Origin of the sequence: Agromyces larvae (assembly GCF_022811705.1) — a bacterium.
GTDB classification, from domain to species: Bacteria; Actinomycetota; Actinomycetes; order Actinomycetales; family Microbacteriaceae; genus Agromyces; species Agromyces larvae.
In genome coordinates this window covers 3,939,734-3,956,258 of the sequence record NZ_CP094528.1, presented here as the reverse complement: position 1 = coordinate 3,956,258, position 16,525 = coordinate 3,939,734, and the positions used below count along the sequence as shown (strand labels likewise).

The window sequence follows — 16,525 nt, the reverse complement described above, 5'->3', positions numbered from 1 at the left end:
CTCGGCCTAGCCGGCCGCGTCGCGCCACTCCTCCAGTACCCGCCCCACCGCGTCGGCATCGCGCCCGACCGGTGCGGGCGGGTGCGGCGCGTCCGCCGCGGTGCGCGAGAACCGCGGCGCGGGCGCGGCCTGCACGACGCCGCCGACGGGGGCGAGCGTGCCGCGTGCGGCGAGGTGCGGGTCGGCGGCGGCCTCGGCCAGCGTGAGCACGGGTGTGACGCACGCGTCGGTGCCGCCGAACACCTCGGCCCATGCGTCGCGTGGCCGGGTGGCGAACGCCCGGGTGAGCACGTCGCGCAGCGCCGGCCAGTCGTGCGGGTCGTTCCGGTCGGGCAGGTCGGCGAGGTCGGCGACGCCCGCGGCCGCGAGCGCCCCCGTCTCCGCGAGCCCCGCGACGACCTGCGCCCAGAACCGCTCCTCGATCGCGCCGACCGCGACGAATCGGCCGTCGGCGCAGGCGTACGTGTCGTAGAACGGCGCGGCGCCGTCGAGCAGGTTCGCCTCACGGGCATCCGACCACTGCCCGACCGACCGCATCGACCAGGTGAGCTGCATGAGCAGCGACACGCCGTCGACCATCGCCGCGTCGACGACCTGCCCGCGGCCCGATACCGACCGTTCGACGAGGGCGGCCAGCACCCCCGTGACGACGAGCATCGACCCGCCGCCGAAATCGGCCACCAGGTTGAGCGGCGGCACGGGTCGCTCCCCGCGACGCCCGATCGCATGCAGGGCGCCGGTGAGCGCGAGATAGTTCAGGTCGTGCCCCGCGTGGGTCGCGCGCGGGCCGTCCTGCCCCCACCCGGTGACCCGCCCGTAGACGAGGCGCGGGTTGCGGCCCAGACACGTGTCGGGGCCGAGGCCGAGCCGCTCGGCCACTCCCGGCCGGTACCCCTCGATCACGACGTCGGCGCGGTCGACGAGCTCGAGCGCGGCGGCCGCCCCGTCGGCGGTGCCGAGGTCGAGTGCGATCCGCCGCCGGCCGCGCAGGGTGAGGTCGGGTCGTTCGTCGTCGCCCACGCCGAGGGCGCCGTCGCGTTCGATGCGCACCACGTCGGCGCCGAGATCGGCGAGCACCATCGCCGCGTGCGGCGCCGGGCCGATGCCGCCGAGCTCGACCACGCGGATGCCCGCGAGCGGACCGGTCACGCGGCGCACGTCCGCCCGCGGGGCAACCGTTCGCTCACCCGCGGTACCTGGCGGCCTGGGCGCGGCCGATGATCTCCTTCATGATCTCGGTGGTGCCGCCGTAGATGGTCTGGATGCGGGCGTCGCGGTACGCCTTGCCGATCGGGTACTCGAGCATGAATCCGTACCCGCCGAAGAGCTGCTGGCAGCGGTAGACGACCCGCTGCTGCAGCTCCGAGACGTACCACTTGGCCTTCGACGCCTCGACCGTCGACAGCACGCCGGCGTTGTACTTCAGCACCGCCTGCTCGACGAACGCACGCGCGACCTCCACCTCGGTCTCGATCTCGGCGAGCTCGAACCGGGTGTTCTGGAAGTCGCCGATCCGCTGCCCGAACGCGCGCCGTTCGTACACGTAGTCGAGCGTCCACGCGAGCGCGGCCTCGGCGCCGGCCTGCGAGGCGATCGCGATGCCGAGCCGCTCGAGCGGCAGGTTCTGCATCAGGTAGGCCATGCCGCCGCCGACCTCGCCGACGAGGTTCGCGGCGGGCACGCGCACGTCGCGGAAGAACAGTTCGGCGGTGTCCTGCCCGACGATGCCGACCTTGTCGAGCTTGCGTCCGCGCTCGAACCCGGGCATGCCGGTCTCGACGATGAACAGGCTGAAGCCCTTCGACCCGGCGTCGGGATCGGTGCGGGCCACCGCGATCACGAAGTCGGCCTGGATGCCGCTGGAGATGAACGTCTTCTGCCCGTTCAGGATCCAGTCGTCGCCATCGCGCACCGCGGTGGTGCGGATGCCCTGCAGGTCGCTGCCGGTGCCGGGCTCGGTCATGCCGATCGCGCCGATCAGCTCGCCCGACGCGAGCCCGGGCAGGAACCGCTGCCGCTGCTCGTCGTTGCCGACGTGCAGGAAGTAGGGGGTGATGATGTCGTCCTGCAGGCCGATGCCGACGCCGAAGGACGTCGTGTTCGTGCGCGCGACCTCTTCGCAGACGACCATGCGGAACCGGTAGTCGGGCTCGCCGGGCCCGCCGTACTCCTCGGGGATGGCGAGCGAGTAGAGCCCGGCCTCGGCGGCGGCCTTCCACACCGAGCGCGGGATGAGTCGTTCCTCCTCCCAGCGGTCGAAGTTCGGCACCACTTCGCGACGGAGGAACTCGCGAACGGTCTCGCGGTACGCCTCGTGGTCTTCGCCGTAGAACGGCGCAGGCGGCGCGGGCCGGGCGGATGCCTCGGTGCGTGAGTCGGCGAGGGTCATGGTGTTCGTCCTTCCTGTGGGGCGCGTCCCGGTTCGGGATGCACTCGGCAGGTGCGCGGCCGGTCGGGCCGGCACCGGGTGGCGGCGGCGCGGTGGCGCCGCCGGGATCGGGAGCAGCGGGAGGCCGCGCGGCGCAGCACGGTGACGCTTCCGTCGAAACCGGATCGGATCACCACGACATCGGAGTCGCTGCGCATGGCGCTGAGCCTAGTCTCGTGTTGACAGCCTGCCAATAGCCGGAACAGACTGACCGCGTGTCCGAAGCCGTCAGCACGCGCCGGGTGCGACTGCCGCCCGCTGAGCGTCGCGAGCGCATCATCGCGGCCGCCCGCGACCTCTACCGCGAGCGCGACTACGCGTCGGTCTCGATGGAGGAGCTCGCCCAGGCCGCCGGCGTGACCCGCGGCCTGCTGAACCACTACTTCGGCTCGAAGCGCGACCTGTTCCTCGCCGTGCTCGCGATCACGGTGCGCCTGCCGGTCGGCGGCCTGCCCGACCTCGACGGCCGGCCGCGGCGCGAGCGCGCGGCCCGAGTCATCGGCTGGATCCTCGACGGCGCCATCGCCTACGGGCAGGAGTGGGTGACGACCTCGGGCGCCGAGGGCCTGCACGACGGCTCCGACGTGCAGGCCATCGTCGACGCCGCCGACGACCGCGCCGCCCAGCTCGTCATCGACGCGGTCGGCGCCGACGACACGCCCCCCACCCGGGCACGGGTGCGCGCGCTCGCACCGCTCATCAAGGCGCTCTGCCGCGAGTGGCTGCAGCGCGGCACGATCGGGCGCGACGACATCCTCGAGATCGCCGTGCCGGCGCTGCTGGCGGCGGTCGGCGACGCCGCCGACCGATCGGGATGAGCCCGGTTCGAGGGTTCGCCGGTCAGGCCGGCGGCGCGCCCAGCTCGACGTCCTCGATCAGCGGATGCTCGCCGCGGAAGTCGCCGGAGCGCGCCCAGTCGAGCAGCACCCGCAGGACCACGACCGCACCCGCGTCGAACGACGACGCGAACTCGGGGAACGCGGCGAGGTAGGCCGCGGTGCACCGCTCGAGCTCGGCCCCGGTCGGCAGATCGGCGACGCCTTCGCACTGGAGGGTCACGCCGCGGTCGCCGCCCACCACGACCGCGATCCGCGGGTCGCGCCGCAGGTTCGCGACCTTGCGCGAATCGGGCTTGGCGTCGAACACCAGCTCGCCGCGATCGGTGGCCGCGATCGAGAGGTACGCCGCTTGGGGCGCGCCGTCGGCGGCGAGCGTGGCCACGACGCCGGCGCGCTCGAGGCGCACCAGATCGATGAGCTGCTGCACGTCCATCGCGCCAGCGTAGGGGAAACGTCCGGGTCGGCGTTCTAGGCTGAAGCGATGCTGGTGATCAGCTACAACCTCCGCAAGCACCGCGCGATCTCCGAGCTCGCGGCGCTCGATGAGCGCTACCGTCCCGACGTCATCTGCCTGCAGGAGTGCGACACGAGCGCCCTGGCCGAGCAGGTCGGGCGCCTGCGCCTCGCGCACTCGACGAGCGGCAACCGGCTGGGGCTGGCGATGTACTACGACCCCGAGCGGCTCGAGCCCCGCGCGCTGCGCGCGTTCGCGCTGAAGAAGTCGCTGCACGACCGGGTGCTGCGGCCCGCGCACGAGCGGTTGCTCGGCGCCCGCCTGGTCGACCTCGCGCACGCCCGGCGCGAGGTCATCGTCGCGTCGTTCCATGCGGCGCCGCTGACCGCGCTGAACTCGCTGCGCCGCCACCAGATCCGCTCGGCGCTCGGCGAACTGCAGTTCCTCGGGCCCGGCCTGCCGACGCTCATGGTCGGCGACTACAACTACCCGGTCTTCAAGGAGAACCTCGCCGACAAGGTGCAGCAGGTCGGCTACGAGCTGACGCTCAGCGACAGCCGCACCTACACGCGGTACAAGTTCTTCCGCGGGCACTACGACTTCGCGACGTCCGCCGGGCTCGAGATCCGGCGGGTGCAGACGCTGCCGCGCGGGTCATCCGATCACCTGCCCATCCTCGTCGACGCCGAGTACGCCGGGCTGCCGCTGGCCGACGACATCGACGTCGTCATCTGAGTCGCGAGCGCGCGTCAGCCGAGCGCAGCGATCGCGGCCTCGACGAGGGCGACGACCGACGGGTCCTCGTCGTACGCCGGGGTGAAGCCCATGCGCACGACGACGAGGTCCTCCGACGGCACCACGAGCACCTTCTGGCCGTCGTGACCGGCAGCGTAGTAGGTGTCCTCGGGCAGCTCGGGCCAGCGCAGCGTGCCGTCGGGCAGCACGTTGGTGCGCCACGACATGCCGAAGCCGGGGTCGTCGGTCGCGTCGACGGGCAGCACCTCGAGCGAGCGCGCCATCCAGTCCTCGGGTAGCAGCTGCTCGCCGTTCCACTCGCCGTTCTGCAGCGCGAATCGGCCGATCGCGGCCCAGTCGCGCGGGGTCATCCAGAGGTACGACGAGCAGACCGGCGTGCCGGCCGCGTCGGGCTCGAACACCGCCGACGAGAGGCCGAGCGGGCCGAGCAGGGTGTCGCGCGGCAGGTTCGCGCCGAGCCCGGTGCGCTCGACGAGCACCGAGCAGAGCAGCGTCGTCGATCCGCTGGAGTACTCCTGCACCGTGCCGGGCTCGTGCTCGAGCGGCAGGCTCGCGACGAACCCGCCCATGTCGGGCTCGAGGTAGAGCATGCGCGTGATGGGCGTGCCGACGTCGTAGGTCTCGTCCCATTCGAGGCCGCTGGTCATGCGCAGCAGCTGCTCGACGGTGATGTCGGCGCGGCCGTCGGTCCACTCGGGACGCAGGCGGTCGTCGTCGAGCGACACGTCGCCCTGCTTCGCGAGCACGCCGACCATGAGGTCGGTGACGCTCTTGGACATCGACCAGCCGAGCTGCGGGGTGTCGGCGTCGAATCCGTCGGCGTAGCGCTCGGCGACGAGTTCGCCGCCCTTCGCGACGACCACCGCGCGGGTGCCGAGCGCGGCCGCGTCGGCCGCCGACAGGCCGGCGCCGAAGGCGGCGTCGAGGGCCGCTTCGAGGTCGGGGTTCGCCTCGGGTGCGGATGCCTCGGCGAACGGGTTGCCGTCCGCATCGATCGGGGTCGCCTCGCCGAGGTCGGGGCGGTCGCCGGCGAGCGTGCAGCCGAAGCCCTCGGTGAACCACGCCTGCTGCCGGGCGAGCACCCCGAGCAGCGTGCCGTTCGTCGGGTCGCCTGCGCCGTCGACCCGCAGGTAGGGCACGAGCGGGTTCGGCGGCAAGTCGGAGGCGGGGTCGTCACGGCCCGCGACCTCGTTCACCGCGCAGGCGTTGTGGGCCGCGTACCCGGTGCCGGTGAGGAGCATGGGGCGCTGCCACCAGTAGACGCCGACGGCTCCGGCGATGACGACGAGGAGGGTGACGGCGACGACGGCGAGCACCCGACGGAGGATCTTCACCGGTGGATGCTAACAATCGCAGGGCCTTCGACCGAATCGGCCGTGGTCACCGCCCGAGCAGCGCGTTCAGCCAGTTGGGCCCGGCGGCGATCGCGGTGTCGGGCAGGCGCGCTCGCAGGCCCCGGTCGGCGGTGACGACGAGCACGCGGATGCCACGACTCGCGCGCTCGGCGGCCAGTTCGGCGATCGCGGAGTCGCCGTCGGCGGGCGCGCGCAGCACGTCGGCGTCGTCGGGCAGGTCGGCGGCCTTCGCGGCGCCCTCGATGACGGCGGTCGCCCGGGCGATGCGGACGGGGCCGGGAGAGGCATCCGGCCCGTCGACGACCCGACCGACCAGCGCGGGCAGACCCGCGACCACTCGCGACGCCGCGGCCGCCCGGTCGCGCCACCAGCCGTCGGGCCGCGACCCCATCACGTTCGCCGCATCGACGATGACCTCGACGTCGATCGCTCCCCCGTCGCCCACCGGGCGATCATCGCACAGCGCGCGTGAGGCTGGCCGATCGACCGGCGCACTCGGGCCGATCGGCCGATGCGCCGGGGCGCGCCCGGCCGCGAGCATCGAGGCATGTCCGATGCATCCCGCCCGCGACGCATCCCGGAGTGGCTCGTCCCGGCCGGGCTCATCCTCCTCAGCCTGGTGCCGATCGTCGCGGGCGTGTTCCGGGTGGGCTCGCTCGCGACCGGCGCCGCGGTCACCGCCGACAATGCCCGCTTCTTCGACTCGCCCGTGCCGGTGATCGTGCACGTCGTCGGGTCGAGCGTGTACCTGGTGCTCGGCGCCCTGCAGTTCGCCCCGTCGCTGCGGCGTCGGCGCTGGCACCGCCGGGCGGGCCGCATCCTCGTGCCCGCCGGGCTCGCCTCGGCGGGGTCGGCGCTCTGGATGACGCTCATGTACTCCATCCCCGCCCCGGTGGGCTGGGCGCTCTGGACCATGCGGATGGTGCTCGGCACCGCGATGTCCGCCGGGCTCATCGTCGCGTTCGTCGCGATCCGCCGCGGCGACGTGCCCACCCACCGGGCCTGGATGATGCGCGCCTACGCGATCGGGCTGGGCGCGGGCACGCAGGCGTTCACCTTCCTGCCGTGGACGATCGCGGTCGGCACGCCGCCCGACGAGACGATGCACGCCGTGCTCATGGGCGCGGGCTGGGCGATCAACCTGGTCGTCGCCGAGATCGCGATCCGGCGCGGTCGGCCGAGCCGGGCGAACCGCAGGCCGACCGGCACGGGCGGCACGGCCGCGAGCGCTCCTATCATGAGGGCATGAGCGCCGTGCGGTCGCTGTGGAACGCGCCGGCCGCCGTGCCGTCGCCGCCACGGCGGGTCTGGCGCGACTGGGTGCTGGTCGCGGTCGTGCCCGTGCTGGCGCTCGTGGAGGCATCCGCCCGACCCGAGCTGCCGTCGCGCTGGGTGTGGGCCGTCGTGCTCGCCGGGCTCGCGGCGACCCTGCTCTGGCGGCGGCAGCGCCCGTTCACGATGCTCGCGATCGCCTTCGGCACGACCACGGTCGTCGGGCTCGTGCTCGGCGGCGAGCCCGAGTCGTTCGCGGCGGTGTACTTCCTCGTGCTGCTGTACGCGCTGCTGCGGTGGGGGTCGGGGCGCGCGATGCTCGGCGGCGGCGCGCTCGTGATCGCCGGCACCGCGCTGTCGTTCCTGCGCGAACCGACCGAGCTCGGCGACCTGATCGGGGCGATCGCGGTGATCGTCGCGACCAGCTCCATCGCGCTCGCGGTGCGCTGGCGGGCGGCGGCGCGGATGCGCGAGCTCGACCGCGCACGCCTGCTCGAGCGCGAACGCCTCGCCCGCGACCTGCACGACACGGTCGCGCATCACGTGTCGGCGATCGCGATCCAGGCGCAGGCGGGCGGCGCGGTCGCCGCCGCCGATCCGGCACGCGCCGCCGAGGTGCTCGAGGTCATCGAGGGCGAGGCGTCGCGCACGCTCGACGAGATGCGCTCGATGGTGCGGATGCTCCGGCGCGACGACGGGCGGCCGGATGCCCCGGAGCTGACGCCGACCCCTGGCCTCGACGACGTGCGGGCCCTCGACGACCCGACCGGGCAGCCCCCGGTGCGGGTGCGCGTCGACGCGGAGGACGCCGCCGCGCCCCTGCCGCCGGCGGTCGCCGCGACCGCCTTCCGCATCGCGCAGGAGGCCGTGACCAATGCGCGGCGGCATGCCACGGGGGCGACCGCTATCGACGTGCACCTCCGCGTCGACGCCGACGGCGTGCGCCTCGACGTGCGCGACGACGGGCGGGGCGGGCACGGCGACCCGCACCGCCCGGCCGGCTCGCCCGGGTACGGCATCCCCGGCATGCTCGAGCGCGCCGCACTCGTCGGCGGCACCTGCAGCGTCGGCCCCGCCCCGACCGGCGGCTGGGCCGTCACCGCGGTGCTGCCCCGCTCGGGCCGGTCACGAGACGAACGGGAGCGCGGATGAGCGTGCGGGTGCTGATCGCCGACGACCAGGAACTGGTGCGCACCGGCCTGCGCGTCATCCTCGACGCGCAGCCCGACATCGAGGTCGTCGCCGAGGCCGCCGACGGGGCCGAAGCCGTCGCGCTCGCGCGGAGCATCCGGCCCGATGTCTGCCTGCTCGACATCCGCATGCCGGTGCTCGACGGCCTCGCCGCGACCCGCGAACTCGCCGGGCCCGGCGTCGCCGACCCGCCGGCGGTCGTCGTCATCACCACGTTCGACCTCGACGAGTACGTGTACGACGCCCTGCGATCCGGCGCCCGGGGGTTCCTGCTGAAGGGCGTCGGCGCGGCGATGCTGGCCGAGGCCGTGCACGCCGCCGCACGCGGCGACGCGCTCATCGACCCCAACGTGACGGTGCGGCTCATCGAGACGTTCGCGGCCTCGGGAGGCAGCACCCGCTCGGAACCTCCCATCCCTCTCACCGCTCGGGAGGAAGAGGTGCTCGCCGCCGTCGCACGCGGGCTCGGCAACGCCGAGATCGGGCGGGAGCTGCACCTCTCGCTCAGCACCGTGAAGACGCACGTCGCGAGCCTGCTCGCCAAACTCGGCCTGCGCAACCGCGTCGAACTCGCGATCTGGGCGGTCGAGCGCGGCCGCTGAACGGCGTCGGGTCGCGCGAGAACACGAACCATCGTTGTGTCCGGCGCCGCGGCGGAGGATCCTGAACCCATGAGCGACCGTGAAGAATTCCTGGCCTGGGTCGACGGCGACCTCGCGCAAGCCGAACGGGCGATGATGAACGGCGACGACGGTCCGCGTCGCGCCATCTGGTCGACGGGTGAGCGGGTGAGCGCGCTCGGCGCGTGGCGCAACGCCGTCGGCCGGGCCGCACTCGTCGACGCGTTCGAGGTGCTCGCCGCGAGTTTCTCGGACTGCACCGAGTGGAGCTTCGACCTGATCTCGTACGACGTCGCCGGCGACATGGCGTACACCGTCGGGTACGAGCGGATGACGGCGTCCATCGACGGTTCGCCGCGGACCTTCACGCTGCGCGCGACGCAGGTCTATCGTCGCGAAGGCGACGGCTGGAAGGTCGTGCACCGCCACGCCGACGCGGCGTGACGGCGGTCACGCCGCCCGGCTCCTCGCCGCGGGTCGCCGAGAGGGATCTCGCGGTCGGTGCGCACCGGGCGGATGCTACGCGCGACCGCCGGCCCACGGAGCGAGCGCCCGCCCGTCCGCCCGCCGCCGACCCCGGTCGCGGCGCCCGTGCTCGGGCGTCCGCCCGTCGGCCCGGAGGATCTGCACCGGCGCGGTGTCGGAGTTCAGTCGCGGGTGATCAGCCTGACGCGGGCACGCACACGGCAGGATCGACGTCTCGCCGAGCGGCCCGTGCACGATCTCGAAATGCGTCCCCATACCCGAGAGACGCGCGACGGCCCCGATCATGACGCGAGCGGAGACCACGCCTGCGCGTTCGGACCCGGGTCGGCTGGTCACCACGGAACGCCCGGCCCCTGACGGAGCCGGGCGTTCGCCGGTGGGTGGTGCGCTACGCCGCGATCGGCTGGTCGAGCACGGCGCGCGGCACGGATGCCACGGTGAGCGCGCCGTCCGAGGCATCCACCTTCACCGCCTCGCCGTCGCCCAGGTCGCCCGAGACGAACAGGTCGGCGATGCGGTCGTCGACCTCGCGCTGGATCAGGCGGCGCAGCGGCCGGGCACCGAACTCGGGCTCGTAGCCGTGGGCGCCGAGCCACTCGACCGCGGCATCCGTGACCTCGATCGCGACCTCGCGGGCTGCGAGGCGCCGCTCGGTGTCGCCGAGCATGAGGCGCACGATCTGCGCGATCTCGTGCTGCGTGAGCTTCTGGAACAGCACGATCTCGTCGATGCGGTTCAGGAACTCGGGGCGCATCGCCTCGCGCACCTTGCCCATGACGCGAGCCCTGACCTCGTCGGCCGAGGAGAAGCCCGAGGCATCCGTACCGGCGACGAAGCCGAGCGCGCCCGACCGGCTGGCCAGGAACTCGGACCCGAGGTTGCTGGTCATGACCACGACCGTGTTGCGGAAGTCGACCGTGCGGCCCTGGCCGTCGGTGAGGCGTCCGTCGTCGAGCACCTGCAGCAGCAGGTTGAAGACGTCGGGGTGGGCCTTCTCGATCTCGTCGAACAGCACGATCGAGTACGGGTTGCGCCGCACGCGCTCGGTGAGCTGGCCGGCCTCGTCGTACCCGACGTACCCGGGAGGGGCGCCGACCAGGCGCGACACCGTGTGGCGCTCGCCGAACTCGCTCATGTCGAAGCGGATGATGTGGTCGGTCCCTGAGCCGGTCGAAGGGAACAGTCGGTCGGCGAGCGCCCTCGCGAGCTCGGTCTTGCCGACCCCGGTCGGGCCGAGGAACAGGAACGAGCCCACTGGGCGCTTGGCGTCGCCCATGCCGGTGCGGTTGCGGCGCACGGCCTTGGCGACCGCGGTCACCGCGTCGTCCTGCCCGATCACGCGGGCGTGGAGCTCCTGTTCGAGCGAACCCAGGCGCTCGCGCTCGGTCTCGGTGAGGCGGTTCACCGGGATGCCGGTGGCGCGCGAGATCACCGCGGCGATCTCGGGCTCGTCGATGACGGCCTCCTGGGCCGCCGCGGTCGCGCGACCGGTGGCGGATGCCTCGTCGAGCCGATCCTGCACCTTCGAGATCTCATCGCGAATCCGCGACGCCTCCTCGTAGTGCTCGGCCGTGACGGCGGCGTTCTTGTCGGCCTCGAGCGTCGCGAGCCGCTCGATGAGCTCACTCACGTCGACCTTCACGCCCAGCTTGAGGCGCAGTCGCGCGCCGGCCTGGTCGATCAGGTCGATCGCCTTGTCGGGCAGCACGCGGTCGCTGAGGTAGCGGTCGCTGAGCTCGACCGCGGCGCGGATCGCGGCATCCGTGTACTCGACGCCGTGGTGCTGCTCGTAGGCGGGCTTGAGCCCCTGCAGGATCAGCACCGCGTCCTCGATGCTGGGCTCGCCGACGCGCACCGGCTGGAAGCGGCGCTCGAGGGCCGGGTCCTTCTCGATCTTGCGGTACTCGTTGAGGGTCGTCGCGCCGACGAGGTGCAGGTCGCCGCGCGCGAGGCGCGGCTTCAGGATGTTGCCCGCGTCGGTGCCGCCGTCGCCCGAGCCGCCCGCACCGACGACCGTGTGGATCTCGTCGATGAAGACGATGAACTCGCCCTTGTTCGCGGCGATCTCCTCCATGGTCTTCGTGAGCCGCTCTTCGAAGTCGCCGCGGTACCGGGTTCCGGCGAGCATGCCGGGCAGGTCGAGCGAGATGACCCGCTTGCCCAGCAGCGCTTCGGGCACGGATGCCTCGACGATCGCGCGCGCCAAACCCTCGACGATCGCCGTCTTGCCGACGCCCGCCTCGCCGACCAGCACCGGGTTGTTCTTGGTGCGGCGGGAAAGGATCTCGATGGTCTGCTCGATCTCGTCGACGCGGCCGATCACCGGGTCGAGTTCGCCGTTCTCGGCGAGTTCGGTCAGGTCGGTGCCGAACTTATCGAGCATCGGAGTGCTCGATTCGGCTCCCTGAGCCGGGCGAAGGGCCTCGTCACCGTACTCGTCGCCGTTCGCTCCCTGAGCCTGTCGAAGGGAGTCGCCCGCGAGTCCCTGCGTCAGCGCCTCGGCCGTCACGCCCGCGCGTGCGAGCACCTGGCCGGCCGGGGCATCCTGACCGAGCACGAGCGCGAAGAACAGGTGCTCGGGATCGATGTAGGTCGAGCCGGATGAGCGCGCGACCTGGTAGCTGTGGAACAGCGCGCGGGATGCGCTCGGCGTGATGGTCGCCGCTCGCTGCGCCTGTCGAAGCGAGTCCTCCTCGAGATCGAGGGCAGCGGGCAACCGCTGCTCGGTCGCCGTGATGATGCGCTCGGGGCTCGCCCCGATGCGCTGGATCGCCTGCTTGACCGCGTCGTCCTCGACGATCACGCGCAGGATGTGCAGTGCGTCGAGGTCGGTCTGGCCGCGTTCGAGTGCGAAGCGTCCGGCACGCTGCAGGATGCTCTGCGTGCGCGCAGTCAGGAACCGGCTGAGGTCGATCGACCGCGCCTGCCTGGCCTGCTCACCCGCAAGGTACCGGGCAAGAAACTCGTCGAACGAGCTCGAGCCGGCCTCGTTGAAGTCTTCGGGCACCTGGTTCTCCTTGGGAACTTGAGTTGGGTACGCTCAAGTTCAACGCGGAGGGGGTGCGGGTATTCCCGTTGCGTCGAACCATGATCGACTCGCTCGGCGCCCCCAGAACAGGTCACTCCGCCCCCTTCGACTCGGTCGATGTCGGCGCCCAGAGATAGCGTCGGTCGCGCTGTCAGGAATGCCAACCCCCGGAAGACCGATCGCACACGGAGAAGAAATGACTCGACGTCTCACCCCCGGAATCGCCCAGATCGCGCTGATCGCCCTGCTCGGCACAGGACTCGCGGGGTGCGCGGCGACCGCCGCCGGCACCGATGGGCCGAGCACGGGAGCCACCGAGAACGAGGCTCCCGCACAGCCCGCCGACCTGGTCGGCGAGTGGGTGCAGTCGAACAAGAAATCCGAGGAGAGCTTCCAATCGGCGACGATCACCGCCGACACGATCGAGGTCTTCTGGGTGAGCGACGGCGGGAACACGAAGGCGCTCTACTGGTCGGGCACGTTCGAGACTCCGACCGTATCCGGACCGTTCTCGTGGGACTCGCAGAACGACACCGAGAAGACCTCGGGCGCGCTGCTCGCCTCGGGCGACCCGACGAAGACCTTTTCGTTCGACAACGACACCATCAGCTACGAGGTGACCGCGCTCGGAGTCACGACAACGGTCGAGCTCAAGCGTCAGTAGCACCGCGGCCAGCGGCCCGGCTCCCGTCGAGAACCGGGCCGCACTACGCTGCTTCAAGCACCCCTCCGAAAGGCACCACATCTTGGTCACCGGCGAACTCCGCAGCAAAGTCGATCGCGTCTGGGACGCCTTCTGGTCGGGCGGCATCGCCAACCCGGTCGAGGTCATCGAGCAGATCACGTATCTGCTCTTCATCCGCCGGCTCGATGAGTTGCACACGCGCGAAGAGCGCCGCGCGAACCGCACGGGCGAGCCGATGCAGCGCCGCATCTTCCCCGAGGGCATCGACGACACGGGCCGGGTCGCCCGCCCGTTCGACGACCTGCGCTGGTCAGACTTCACCAACCGCTCGCCGCAAGAGATGTTCGAGATCGTCGACGAGCACGTCTTCCCGTTCCTCCGCCGCCTCGGCGGCGACGGGTCGAGCTACGCGCGCAACATGAAGGACGCGCGCTTCACGATCCCCACGCCCGCGCTGCTCGCGAAGGTCGTCGACCTGCTCCGAGACATCCCGATGGACGACCGCGACACCAAAGGCGACATCTACGAGTACATGCTCGCGAAGCTCTCGCAGAGCGGGCAGAACGGCCAGTTCCGCACGAGCCGGCACATCATCAAACTCATGGTCGACATGGCGGCGCCGACGCCCGAAGACCGCATCATCGACCCGGCGGTGGGCACCGCGGGTTTCTTGATCTCGGCCGTCGAGTACTTGCGCGAGCATCACCCCGAGGTCGAGACGGATGCCTCGGTGCGCGCGTTCTTCAACACCAAGGCGTTCACGGGCTTCGATTCGGATGCCTCGATGGCCCGCATCGCGAGCATGAACATGCTGCTCCACGGCGTCGAAGAGCCCGTGATCGAGCGCGGCGACTCGCTCGCCGAGGGGCATCCGGCGAGCGCCGACTACTCGCTCGTGCTCGCGAATCCGCCGTTCGCCGGAAGCCTCGACTACGAGACCGTCGCGAAAGATCTGCTGCAGGTCGTGAAGACGAAGAAGACCGAACTGCTCTTCCTCGCGCTCATGATCAAGTTGCTGAAGAACGGTGGGCGCGCCGCAGTCATCGCGCCCGACGGCGTGCTCTTCGGATCGTCGAACGCGCACAAGTCGCTGCGCAAGATGCTCGTCGAGGACCACAAGCTCGATGCCGTCGTGAAGCTCCCCAGCGGAACGTTCAAGCCCTACACCGGTGTCTCGACGGCGATCCTCTTCTTCACGAAGACCTCGTCGGGCGGAACCGACCAGGTCTGGTTCTACGACGTGCGCGCCGACGGCTTCACCCTCGACGACAAGCGCACCCCGATCGAGGCGAACGATCTCCCCGACGTGCTGAATCGCTGGCGTTCGCTCGCTGAGCCCGCCAAGCTCGCTGAGCCTGTCGAAGCGGGCCCCTCCCCCGAGCACGCCCGCCCCCGCACCGCCCAATCCTTCCTCGTGCCGAAAGACGAGATCGTCGCGAACGGCTACGACCTCTCGATCAACCGCTACAAAGAGATCGAGCACGAAGAGGTCGAGCACCGCTCCCCCGAAGAGATCCTCGATGAGTTGGACGCGCTCGAGGTCGAGATCGCGGAGGGGCTCCGGAATCTGCGAGCGATACTTACGACGCCGACAACCGAAGAGCGCGCGTCATGAACGTCGCTCTATCCGAGGTCGCAGCGATCAACCCACGGCTCAGAGCGACGCTGCGCGACGAGGACACTGTCCACTTCCTCGGAATGGCCGACGTCTCGGAGTTCGGCAGCACTTCGGAAGGCGATGCGCGCCCTTACGGAAAGGTCCGTAAGGGCTACACGCCCTTTGAGGATGGCGACCTACTAGTAGCCAAGATCACTCCATGCTTCGAGAACGGCAAGATCGCGCAAGCTCGGCTCGGGTCGCATATCGGATTCGGATCCACAGAGTTCCATGTCGTGCGGGTGGACGATCGGGTCGCCGACGCCCGCTATATTCTCCACCTGTTGCGGTCGCCGGAGGTCCGTCTTGCCGGAGAATCGCAGATGACGGGAAGCGCTGGCCAGAAGCGCGTGCCGAAGACGTTCCTCGAGCAACTGAAGATCCCCCTCCCACCCCTCCCCGAACAACGCCGCATCGCCGCCATCCTCGACCAGGCCGATACCCTGCGCGTCCTGCGCAGAGCTGCCCTGGGCGAGCTCGAGACGCTCGCAACTTCCGCCTACCGCGCAACATTCGCAACCGCGTCGACTGTGACCAAACCGCTCTCAGAGATCGCTGACGTCACCTCCGGGATCACTAAGGGCCGACGGCTCAACGGAAGTCCGGTTCGCGATGTCCCTTATATGGCGGTCGTGAATGTCCAGGATCGCCGCCTCGATCTGGGAACCGTCAAGACGATCCAAGCGACTGATGCCGAGATCGCGAAGTACGCACTCAATATGGATGATCTGCTGCTGACCGAAGGTGGCGACCCCGACAAGCTCGGCCGCGGAGTTCTGTGGAAGGCCGAACTGGCGGAGTCCATTCACCAGAATCACGTCTTCCGCGTTCGCCTCAACACCGATGAAGTTCTCCCTCTCTATCTGAACTGGCACATCGGCAGCGAATACGGCAAGTCCTACTTTCTCCGAATGGCGAAACAAACCACGGGGATCGCATCGATCAATTCGACTCAGTTGAAAGCGTTTCCTGTGCAGATCCCGGCGAAGTCGTTGCAGACGGAATTCCGCGAACGTATGGAAGAACTCGATGCATCGACGGCGGCGATGCGGCGCGGGCTGACCGAGCTCGACACCCTCTTCGCCTCCCTCCAGCACCGAGCCTTCCGAGGGGAGCTCTGATGTTCGGCTTCGGCAAGTCCTCGGGCAACTCCGACGCGGCGATCATCCGCGCGATCAACACGGGCTCGGTCAGCTCCGAAGACCTCGTAAGCCGCGAGGCGTGGCAGCACATCTGCCGCGTGCGGGGTCGCAACTCCAACCGCGTGAACGAGAAGGCTTGGGTCGACCTCTGCGCTCGCCGCGGCTACCTCCTGCAACGCCGCAACCCGAGAGGATTCTGATGATCGAAGCTGAGCGCGAGCGCGGCCTGCCCGGTTTCGCCGATTTCGTCCCCTTCGCCGACCTCCCCGAGGTCGCTGTGCCCACCGGCCCGGGCGTCTACGTCGTCGTCCGAGAGAGCACCGCTTCCCCGACCTTCTTGCCCACAAACCCCGCCGGTCATTTCAAGGGCAAAGACCCGTCTCTCCCGATCGACGTGCTCGCGGCGCAGTGGGTGGCTGACGCATCCGTCGTCTACATCGGCAAGGCCGCGGGAGGAGCATCCGGCCGTCGTGGTCTGCGAAAGCGCCTCGACGAGTACCGCCGCCACGGCGCTGGCCAGCCGGTCGGACACTGGGGCGGCCGAATGATCTGGCAACTTTGCCGACAGCGGTCGCCTGCTCGTGGCCTGGCGTGAGACACCCGACCAAGACC

18 protein-coding genes are annotated in these 16,525 nt (G+C 70.8%); 11 read left to right on the top strand and 7 right to left on the bottom strand.

Going from position 1 to position 16,525, the window contains the following annotated elements:
* Nucleotides 1–6: 6 nt before the first annotated feature.
* Nucleotides 7–1,149: a CaiB/BaiF CoA transferase family protein gene (locus tag MTO99_RS18780; protein ID WP_243555730.1), complete on the bottom strand. Its 1,143-nt coding sequence runs from the start codon at nucleotides 1,147–1,149 to the stop codon at nucleotides 7–9.
* 34 nt (nucleotides 1,150–1,183) lie between these two features.
* Nucleotides 1,184–2,389: an acyl-CoA dehydrogenase family protein gene (locus MTO99_RS18775; protein ID WP_243555728.1), complete on the bottom strand. Its 1,206-nt coding sequence runs from the start codon at nucleotides 2,387–2,389 to the stop codon at nucleotides 1,184–1,186.
* Nucleotides 2,390–2,643: 254 nt separating this feature from the next.
* Between MTO99_RS18775 and MTO99_RS18770 the strand changes: the two genes are divergently transcribed.
* Nucleotides 2,644–3,246, top strand: a complete 603-nt coding sequence (locus tag MTO99_RS18770) for a TetR/AcrR family transcriptional regulator (RefSeq protein WP_243555719.1) — start codon at nucleotides 2,644–2,646, stop codon at nucleotides 3,244–3,246.
* A gap of 22 nt (nucleotides 3,247–3,268) precedes the next feature.
* Here the strand turns inward: MTO99_RS18770 and MTO99_RS18765 are convergent, their stop codons facing one another.
* Entirely contained in the window at nucleotides 3,269–3,700 is a 432-nt protein-coding gene (locus MTO99_RS18765) for a pyridoxamine 5'-phosphate oxidase family protein (protein WP_243555717.1), read from the bottom strand.
* Nucleotides 3,701–3,748: 48 nt separating this feature from the next.
* On the opposite strand from MTO99_RS18765, the gene MTO99_RS18760 reads away from it, so the two are divergent.
* Nucleotides 3,749–4,456, top strand: coding sequence for an endonuclease/exonuclease/phosphatase family protein (locus MTO99_RS18760; protein WP_243555715.1), 708 nt, complete (start codon nucleotides 3,749–3,751; stop codon nucleotides 4,454–4,456).
* Nucleotides 4,457–4,470: 14 nt separating this feature from the next.
* Here the strand turns inward: MTO99_RS18760 and MTO99_RS18755 are convergent, their stop codons facing one another.
* A complete protein-coding gene (locus MTO99_RS18755) occupies nucleotides 4,471–5,811 on the bottom strand; it encodes a serine hydrolase domain-containing protein (RefSeq protein ID WP_243555713.1) in 1,341 nt (446 codons plus the stop codon).
* A gap of 46 nt (nucleotides 5,812–5,857) precedes the next feature.
* Nucleotides 5,858–6,277 (bottom strand): hypothetical protein, encoded by a 420-nt coding sequence (locus tag MTO99_RS18750; RefSeq protein WP_243555712.1) that lies wholly within the window; start codon nucleotides 6,275–6,277, stop codon nucleotides 5,858–5,860.
* A gap of 102 nt (nucleotides 6,278–6,379) precedes the next feature.
* Here MTO99_RS18750 and MTO99_RS18745 point away from each other — a divergent pair, with 102 nt between their 5' ends.
* From MTO99_RS18745 to MTO99_RS18730, 4 genes are all read left to right on the top strand, one after another.
* Nucleotides 6,380–7,081 carry a DUF2306 domain-containing protein gene (locus MTO99_RS18745; RefSeq protein WP_243555711.1) on the top strand — a complete coding sequence of 234 codons (702 nt, stop codon included), beginning with the start codon at nucleotides 6,380–6,382 and terminating at the stop codon, nucleotides 7,079–7,081.
* Nucleotides 7,078–8,256 (top strand): sensor histidine kinase, encoded by a 1,179-nt coding sequence (locus MTO99_RS18740; RefSeq protein WP_243555710.1) that lies wholly within the window; start codon nucleotides 7,078–7,080, stop codon nucleotides 8,254–8,256. The genes MTO99_RS18745 and MTO99_RS18740 overlap by 4 nt, the downstream gene beginning before the upstream one ends.
* Nucleotides 8,253–8,897: a response regulator gene (locus MTO99_RS18735; protein ID WP_243555709.1), complete on the top strand. Its 645-nt coding sequence runs from the start codon at nucleotides 8,253–8,255 to the stop codon at nucleotides 8,895–8,897. Before MTO99_RS18740 ends, MTO99_RS18735 begins: the two co-directional genes overlap by 4 nt.
* A 69-nt stretch (nucleotides 8,898–8,966) precedes the next feature.
* Entirely contained in the window at nucleotides 8,967–9,359 is a 393-nt protein-coding gene (locus MTO99_RS18730) for a nuclear transport factor 2 family protein (RefSeq protein ID WP_243555708.1), read from the top strand.
* A gap of 75 nt (nucleotides 9,360–9,434) precedes the next feature.
* On the opposite strand, the gene MTO99_RS18725 is transcribed toward MTO99_RS18730, so the two are convergent.
* Entirely contained in the window at nucleotides 9,435–9,686 is a 252-nt protein-coding gene (locus MTO99_RS18725) for a hypothetical protein (RefSeq protein WP_243555707.1), read from the bottom strand.
* A gap of 103 nt (nucleotides 9,687–9,789) precedes the next feature.
* Nucleotides 9,790–12,408, bottom strand: coding sequence for an ATP-dependent Clp protease ATP-binding subunit (locus MTO99_RS18720; RefSeq protein WP_243555705.1), 2,619 nt, complete (start codon nucleotides 12,406–12,408; stop codon nucleotides 9,790–9,792).
* A gap of 217 nt (nucleotides 12,409–12,625) precedes the next feature.
* On the opposite strand from MTO99_RS18720, the gene MTO99_RS18715 reads away from it, so the two are divergent.
* The 5 genes from MTO99_RS18715 (at nucleotide 12,626) to MTO99_RS18695 (ending at nucleotide 16,508) form a co-directional block, all read left to right on the top strand.
* Complete coding sequence (locus MTO99_RS18715) at nucleotides 12,626–13,093, top strand: hypothetical protein (protein ID WP_243555703.1); 468 nt, start codon at nucleotides 12,626–12,628, stop codon at nucleotides 13,091–13,093.
* Between the two features lie 82 nt (nucleotides 13,094–13,175).
* The gene (locus MTO99_RS18710) at nucleotides 13,176–14,729 is read left to right on the top strand and encodes a type I restriction-modification system subunit M (protein ID WP_243555702.1); all 1,554 of its coding nucleotides are present in this window, start codon (nucleotides 13,176–13,178) and stop codon (nucleotides 14,727–14,729) included.
* Nucleotides 14,726–15,892 carry a restriction endonuclease subunit S gene (locus MTO99_RS18705; protein WP_243555700.1) on the top strand — a complete coding sequence of 389 codons (1,167 nt, stop codon included), beginning with the start codon at nucleotides 14,726–14,728 and terminating at the stop codon, nucleotides 15,890–15,892. The genes MTO99_RS18710 and MTO99_RS18705 overlap by 4 nt, the downstream gene beginning before the upstream one ends.
* The gene (locus MTO99_RS18700) at nucleotides 15,892–16,113 is read left to right on the top strand and encodes a hypothetical protein (protein WP_243555698.1); all 222 of its coding nucleotides are present in this window, start codon (nucleotides 15,892–15,894) and stop codon (nucleotides 16,111–16,113) included. Before MTO99_RS18705 ends, MTO99_RS18700 begins: the two co-directional genes overlap by 1 nt.
* Entirely contained in the window at nucleotides 16,113–16,508 is a 396-nt protein-coding gene (locus MTO99_RS18695; RefSeq protein WP_243555697.1) for a hypothetical protein, read from the top strand. Before MTO99_RS18700 ends, MTO99_RS18695 begins: the two co-directional genes overlap by 1 nt.
* Nucleotides 16,509–16,525: the final 17 nt, after the last annotated feature.

Coding starts and splice junctions, on each gene's coding strand:
- MTO99_RS18775 (WP_243555728.1), bottom strand. CDS start 2,389: ATGACCCTCGCCGACTCACGCACCGAGGCATCCGCCCGGCCCGCGCCG.
- MTO99_RS18765 (WP_243555717.1), bottom strand. CDS start 3,700: ATGGACGTGCAGCAGCTCATCGATCTGGTGCGCCTCGAGCGCGCCGGC.
- MTO99_RS18760 (WP_243555715.1), top strand. CDS start 3,749: ATGCTGGTGATCAGCTACAACCTCCGCAAGCACCGCGCGATCTCCGAG.
- MTO99_RS18745 (WP_243555711.1), top strand. CDS start 6,380: ATGTCCGATGCATCCCGCCCGCGACGCATCCCGGAGTGGCTCGTCCCG.
- MTO99_RS18740 (WP_243555710.1), top strand. CDS start 7,078: ATGAGCGCCGTGCGGTCGCTGTGGAACGCGCCGGCCGCCGTGCCGTCG.
- MTO99_RS18735 (WP_243555709.1), top strand. CDS start 8,253: ATGAGCGTGCGGGTGCTGATCGCCGACGACCAGGAACTGGTGCGCACC.
- MTO99_RS18730 (WP_243555708.1), top strand. CDS start 8,967: ATGAGCGACCGTGAAGAATTCCTGGCCTGGGTCGACGGCGACCTCGCG.
- MTO99_RS18725 (WP_243555707.1), bottom strand. CDS start 9,686: ATGATCGGGGCCGTCGCGCGTCTCTCGGGTATGGGGACGCATTTCGAG.
- MTO99_RS18715 (WP_243555703.1), top strand. CDS start 12,626: ATGACTCGACGTCTCACCCCCGGAATCGCCCAGATCGCGCTGATCGCC.
- MTO99_RS18705 (WP_243555700.1), top strand. CDS start 14,726: ATGAACGTCGCTCTATCCGAGGTCGCAGCGATCAACCCACGGCTCAGA.
- MTO99_RS18700 (WP_243555698.1), top strand. CDS start 15,892: ATGTTCGGCTTCGGCAAGTCCTCGGGCAACTCCGACGCGGCGATCATC.
- MTO99_RS18695 (WP_243555697.1), top strand. CDS start 16,113: ATGATCGAAGCTGAGCGCGAGCGCGGCCTGCCCGGTTTCGCCGATTTC.